The sequence below is a fragment of the Bacillus cereus group sp. BfR-BA-01355 genome (assembly GCF_022663675.1).
Taxonomy (GTDB): domain Bacteria; phylum Bacillota; class Bacilli; order Bacillales; family Bacillaceae_G; genus Bacillus_A; species Bacillus_A thuringiensis_S.
The window spans coordinates 1-6,157 of sequence record NZ_JAKUFY010000180.1 but is presented as its reverse complement, the minus strand read 5'-3'; the positions used below and the strand labels follow the sequence as shown (position 1 = coordinate 6,157).

The following is a 6,157-nucleotide window of genomic DNA, read 5'->3' as shown; positions in this document are numbered from 1 at the left end:
CCGTTCAAATAACGTAGAACGATTTGTATTTTTTCATCAGCTGTAAATTTAGCCATAGAAAAACTGCACCTCCAATTGTTAGACTGTGTCTAACAATTGGGGTGCAGTTCACACATTCTGTGGAATGTGCTCTTTTTTCATTGATGTAAATAAAGTAAAAAGTACAAAAAAATACCACTTTCTTTTTGTATGGTATAGTAAGATACTGAGGGATAGTGTTTTGAAAAAGTCACATATTTTACAAATTGTTGTCTTTCTGATGACATGTCAAGTTTAGTAGTCCATTTGGGTTGCTTTATTATGCAATATATATTTTAATATGAGTGGCACCTCTTATAAATTAAGAGGTTTATAGGTGTCTCGAATTGATTTTGGGTACACTGTATCCACCACTTTAGGTTCTTTCATGTACGTGGGGATATTATGGGCCCGTATAACGGGATAAAATGAATATAGAAATAGAGGAATCGTAAAATGAATATGCAAGAGGTTTATAAATATTTAAGTACGGTATTGCCTGAAGGACATGTTAAACAAGATGAAATGTTAAAGAATCATACGCATATTAAAGTTGGCGGAAAAGCAGATGTTTTCGTTGCGCCTACAAATTATGATGAAATTCAAGAAGTTATCAAATATGCGAACGAATATAATATTTCAGTTACGTTTTTAGGAAATGGATCGAATGTCATTATTAAAGATGGTGGAATTCGCGGGATTACAGTAAGTTTAATTCATATTACAGGTGTTACTGTAACAGGAACGACGATTGTAGCACAGTGTGGCGCAGCAATTATTGATGTATCACGCATTGCATTAGATCATAATTTAACGGGTCTTGAGTTTGCTTGTGGTATTCCAGGTTCAGTTGGCGGAGCATTATATATGAATGCTGGTGCATACGGCGGTGAAATTTCGTTTGTATTAACAGAAGCTGTCGTAATGACAGGTGATGGAGAGCTACGTACTTTGACGAAAGAAGCATTTGAATTTGGATATCGTAAGAGTGTATTTGCGAACAACCATTACATTATTCTTGAAGCGAGATTTGAACTTGAAGAAGGTGTACGTGAAGAAATTAAAGCAAAAATGGATGATTTAACGTTTAAGCGTGAGTCAAAACAGCCTCTAGAATACCCTTCTTGTGGTAGCGTATTTAAGCGCCCACCAAATAACTTTGCTGGTAAGTTGATTCAAGACTCAGGACTACAAGGTAAGCGAATTGGTGGAGTAGAAGTTTCTTTAAAGCATGCTGGATTTATGGTGAATGTTGATAACGGAACAGCACAAGATTACATCGATTTAATTCACTTCGTACAAAAGACAGTTGAAGAGAAATTTGGCGTGAAGTTAGAGCGAGAAGTAAGGATTATTGGAGAAGATAAGGAATAACGAAATACGTATGAAGATATGAATTATTTTAAAATAATATTTGGGTATTGTTGACAATTTGTTTTCAATTCAATATAATGGCTAATAATTTAACAAATAACATACGTTGAAAGAGCCCAGTAGCAGTTTGTCACTGTTAACGAGAGAGCTAGGGGTTGCTGGAACCTAGCACAAACAAACTTGCGAATTACACTCTGGAGTATCTTAGGTAATGCTAAGCGGACTAGCAATCGATATTATTGCTAAGAGTGGTATGAGTAGCTATGCTATTTATGCAAACTGGGTGGTAACACGGTGAATAATCGTCCCTATGTCTATCGTAGACATAGGGGCTTTTTTGTTTTTAAAAAATAAAGGGGATGACAAAAGATGAATATTATTGATGAATTAGAATGGCGCGGCGCCGTTAATCAGCAGACTGACGAAGAAGGCTTACGTAAGCTAGTAGAAGAGAAAAAGATTTCACTATACTGCGGAGTTGATCCAACTGGTGATAGTATGCATATCGGACATTTGATTCCGTTTATGATGATGAAGAGATTCCAATTAGCTGGCCATCATCCTGTTATTTTAATTGGCGGGGCAACAGGAACAATTGGTGATCCGAGTGGACGACAATCAGAGCGTCAACTTCAAACGTTAGAAGTGGTTCAGCATAATGTAGATGCGTTAACAGCACAAATGAAAAAGCTATTTGATTTTGGTGGAAATAGCGAAGTGAAGATGGTAAATAACTATGATTGGACACATGAAATAAATATTATTGAGTTTTTACGTGATTACGGGAAAAACTTTAGCATCAATAGCATGTTAGCGAAGGATATTGTAGCAAGCCGCTTAGATACAGGTATTTCTTTCACAGAATTCACATATCAAATTTTGCAAGCGATGGATTTTCACCATTTATACACGAAAGAGGATGTTCAACTTCAAATTGGTGGTAGTGACCAATGGGGAAATATTACGAGTGGTTTAGATTTAATTCGTAAGTTAGAAGGTCATGAGGCTAAAGTATTCGGATTAACGATTCCGTTATTATTAAAATCGGACGGTACGAAGTTTGGTAAATCAGCAGGTGGTGCAGTTTGGCTTGATCCTGAAAAAACGACACCGTTTGAATTTTACCAGTTCTGGGTAAATACAGATGACCGTGACGTAATTAAATACTTGAAATACTTTACGTTCTTAAAGAAAGAGCGTATTGATGAATTAGCAGCGAAGGTAGAAGCCGAGCCTCATAAACGTGAAGCGCAAAAAGTGCTAGCGGAAGAAATGACGAAATTCGTTCATGGAGAAGAGGCGTTATTACAAGCTGAGAAAATTACAGCAGCGTTATTTAGCGGAGATATTAAATCGTTAACAGCTGATGAAATTGAACAAGGTTTTAAAGAAATGCCAACGTTCCATTCTTCAAAAGAGACAAAAAATATTGTAGAGTGGCTAGTTGATTTAGGAATTGAACCATCCAGACGACAAGCACGCGAGGACATTAATAATGGTGCGATTTCTATGAATGGTGAGAAAGTAACAGATGTGGGTACGGATGTTACTGTAGAAAATTCATTTGATGGAAGATTTATTATTATTCGTAAAGGGAAGAAGAACTACAGCCTTGTGAAATTAGGAGAATAGTTTGTGTGAAAGGGGTGGGAGTAGGAAGAATACTTCCACCCCTTTCATATACACAATTTAGACATAAAATAATCAGTAAATTTAGATAATTAAAAGGGTTATATTATTCTTCTGCCGAATATATAAGTTAGAGAAAATTACGGATAAAGTGAAACTTTAATCAGTGGGGGGTTGTTCCTCCCCACTGATTATTAGTTGAACCAATCGGGCTTTTACGGGCAGTTAATCTTCCGACTTCATCCCTGCATTCACTGGATTTTAAGGTGGAGGTTTTACTGCCCGTTAATGCGGGATAAAAATAGCCCGAACCATGCAGGGCATGATTCGGGCTTATATTCAGCTTAGTAAGCTAAGCTGAATAGACCTTTAATGTGTGATAAGTAACGAACGTTACTTGCTTCTTTCATTAATGATGCTGGTAAGCCTTTAAGTGGAGTATTGCTTGCTCCAATTGTAGCAACCGCATCTTTACGTCCTAGACTAGCAAGTGTTCCAGAGTTTACAGGTGCGAACTCTTCGAATGCTTTGCCTTCTAGTGCTGCGTATAAGTTGTATCCAATTAACTCACCCATTTGCCAAGCGATTTGTGCAGTTGGTGGGTATGGACGACCGTCTGGAGAGAAGACAACAGCGCTGTCTCCAGCAACGAATACGTCTTTGTGAGAAGTAGATTGCAGGTATGCATCAACTGTTGCACGACCACGGTTAACTTCAAGACCTGATTCACCGATTAATGGGTTACCTTGTACGCCACCTGTCCAAACGAATGTGTTAGCAACAAGTTTTTGACCGTCTTTTAAGTCGATCTCATTGCCAGCAACGTTTGTTACAGGAAGACCTGTTAAGAATGTAACACCGCGTGCTTCTAGGCTAGTAGTTGCACGTTCGATTAAGTGGTCTGGTAATACTGGAAGGATTTTTGGACCTGCTTCAACAAGAAGAAGTTTAACTTCTTTTGGATTTACGCCGTGGCTTTTTGCAAGTTTAGGCATAATGTCAGCAAGCTCACCAACTAGCTCAACGCCAGTTAATCCGCCACCACCGATTACGATTGTAGCATCAGCTTCGTTTTTCGTTTTCGCGTATTCACGAATACGGTCTTCAACGTGTTTGTAGATTTTGTTTGCATCAGCAGCAGATTTTAATACCATGCTGTTTTCTTCTAGTCCTGGAATACCGAAGTAAGCAGTTTTACTTCCTAAAGCAACTACAAGTGCATCGTAAGATAAAGTAGTGCCGCCAGCTAGTTTGATTTCTTTGCTATCAACAGAGAATGACTCAACTGTTGCGATTTTAAGATCGATATCTTTGCCTTTGAAAAGCTTTGTAAGTGGCATTGCAATTGCTTGCTCAGCAACGTTACCAGCTGCAAGGCGGTGTAGTTCAGTGATGATTTGGTGTGTTGGGTATTGGTTAATCACTGTAACTTGTGCTTCTGATTTGCTGTAATATTTACGTACGTTTAAAGCGGCAAGAAGACCGCCATAACCAGCGCCTAAGATGACAATTTGTTTTGACATAGTATGATATCCCCCGTCTTTACTAATTGTTGTTATAAGTTAAATTATTTATTGTTACGTTCTGCACTAATTTGAAGATATGCGTTCACAAAGCGGAACATTTTTTGTGCTTGTGGATCTTTTAGTAATTTTAATAGACCGAATAGGCCGATAACTTCAGTACTTTCGTCAGCACGATCTTTCGCTTCGATTGCAGTTGCAGCCATGCTTTTCACTGTATCTTTTACAGGTTCTACAAGCTCTGTAATTGCACCAACAGTGTCGCTTTTTAATACTTCATCAGTAGCAACAGTTTGAGCGAAGTCATAAGACTTAGTTAAAATGTTAACAAGCTCAGTTAATTTTGGAAGCTGTTCTACTAGTGTTGTTAATGATTCTTGTACCTCAGGTTTTAACAACTGATCAAGTACATCAAGTTGTCCTTGGCTAGCAGAAATTTGTACAGTTTCTTGTTCTGGCTTTGTTTGAGTCATAGTTTCTGGCATCTCCAATTCTCCTTTACGATAGCAATACTCTTATTTTTTATAAGTAAGATAGTAAACGTTTACGAAACTTTATGCAAAGTTTCACAAAACACAATAAAATGCCTTTAAATATATGGCAGCAAACAAGCTGACATAGATCTAAAACCACATTTTCTTACCTATTGTTTATGAACTGTCCGATACATGGCTTGTCCGCATAATGGAAAAGCTCCGCTACCGGAAAGTGTATATAATATATATCCTATATTATATACTATATGCACCTATGTTAACATAAAAATGATTCCTAATTATTTGATATTGAGTGTATAACCTAGTGCTGACAAGGTATGAAAGCGTATAAAATATTTTGTTTTAGTTAGAAATGTACATATATATATAGAAAAAAAGGAAAAAACGAACAAATTCATGTTCGTTTTTTCCTTTTTCCTATTATTCACCTTCTGCAATTAGCATCGATGTATTACCTTCTTTTTCAAGATGACATTCGCCCCAAGTACAAAGAGAGTCAAGAATTGATTCTAAAGACCAACCGTAATCAGTAAGGGAGTATTCTACTTTTGGCGGGACTTGGTTGTAGACTTTTCTTTGAATGACCCCGTCGTCCTCTAATTCGCGTAATTGCTGAGTTAACATTTTTTGTGTAATACCAGGCATTAAACGTTTTAGTTCACTCGTTCTTTTTGTGCCTTTCGTTAGATGACAAAGGATAACAACCTTCCATTTTCCACCGATAACCTCTAAAGTCGCCTCTACAGGAATATTGTATTTTTTCATATGAAACCCTCCTTTTATGAGTAAAGTAAGCTTAATAATACAAATGTTCCTTTTTAGTACCTATAGCACTTTAAAGTACGTACTTTTTATCATGTTAAATATGTTTCATAATAGCACATGTGAGAAGCAAGTGAGTAGTACGGTACCAAAAAGTGACTATGTTACTTTTTAGTGCCTATCGTACTTTAAAGTGCGTTCTTCAAAAAAGGAATGAAACCATTCATAATAGCATTTGTAAGTATAAAATATATTTTTTAGAAGATAAAAGGGCCTTTTTATCATACTATTATGATTGGATTTCTTGTAATAAGGAGGAATTCAATTGAGTTCATATACAGTACCATCTTCAGA

The 6,157-nt window shown here is 36.8% G+C and carries 5 protein-coding genes and 1 other annotated feature; of the genes, 2 read left to right on the top strand and 3 right to left on the bottom strand.

The annotated features are described in order from the left end of the window. Nucleotides 1-474 precede the first annotated feature (474 nt). Both murB and tyrS read left to right on the top strand, forming a co-directional pair. Entirely contained in the window at nucleotides 475-1,392 is a 918-nt protein-coding gene (gene murB, locus MR167_RS29865) for a UDP-N-acetylmuramate dehydrogenase (RefSeq protein ID WP_242316120.1), read from the top strand. Between the two features lie 97 nt (nucleotides 1,393-1,489). Then, nucleotides 1,490-1,705, top strand: a binding site (T-box leader). A gap of 56 nt (nucleotides 1,706-1,761) precedes the next feature. After that, entirely contained in the window at nucleotides 1,762-3,024 is a 1,263-nt protein-coding gene (gene tyrS, locus MR167_RS29860) for a tyrosine--tRNA ligase (RefSeq protein ID WP_106081652.1), read from the top strand. Nucleotides 3,025-3,365: 341 nt separating this feature from the next. Here the strand turns inward: tyrS and MR167_RS29855 are convergent, their stop codons facing one another. The 3 genes from MR167_RS29855 to MR167_RS29845 form a co-directional block, all read right to left on the bottom strand. Further along, complete coding sequence (locus MR167_RS29855) at nucleotides 3,366-4,544, bottom strand: NAD(P)/FAD-dependent oxidoreductase (protein ID WP_000043197.1); 1,179 nt, start codon at nucleotides 4,542-4,544, stop codon at nucleotides 3,366-3,368. A gap of 44 nt (nucleotides 4,545-4,588) precedes the next feature. After that, the gene (locus MR167_RS29850) at nucleotides 4,589-5,029 is read right to left on the bottom strand and encodes a DUF1641 domain-containing protein (RefSeq protein WP_001115310.1); all 441 of its coding nucleotides are present in this window, start codon (nucleotides 5,027-5,029) and stop codon (nucleotides 4,589-4,591) included. A gap of 432 nt (nucleotides 5,030-5,461) precedes the next feature. Beyond that, on the bottom strand, nucleotides 5,462-5,806 hold the full coding sequence (locus MR167_RS29845) for a winged helix-turn-helix transcriptional regulator (RefSeq protein WP_000760473.1): 345 nt from the start codon (nucleotides 5,804-5,806) through the stop codon (nucleotides 5,462-5,464). Nucleotides 5,807-6,157: the final 351 nt, after the last annotated feature.

Bases quoted from the DNA above. Each gene is read 5' to 3' on its own strand.
- murB (WP_242316120.1), top strand. From the start codon at position 475: ATGAATATGCAAGAGGTTTATAAATATTTAAGTACGGTATTGCCTGAA.
- tyrS (WP_106081652.1), top strand. From the start codon at position 1,762: ATGAATATTATTGATGAATTAGAATGGCGCGGCGCCGTTAATCAGCAG.
- MR167_RS29855 (WP_000043197.1), bottom strand. From the start codon at position 4,544: ATGTCAAAACAAATTGTCATCTTAGGCGCTGGTTATGGCGGTCTTCTT.
- MR167_RS29850 (WP_001115310.1), bottom strand. From the start codon at position 5,029: ATGCCAGAAACTATGACTCAAACAAAGCCAGAACAAGAAACTGTACAA.
- MR167_RS29845 (WP_000760473.1), bottom strand. From the start codon at position 5,806: ATGAAAAAATACAATATTCCTGTAGAGGCGACTTTAGAGGTTATCGGT.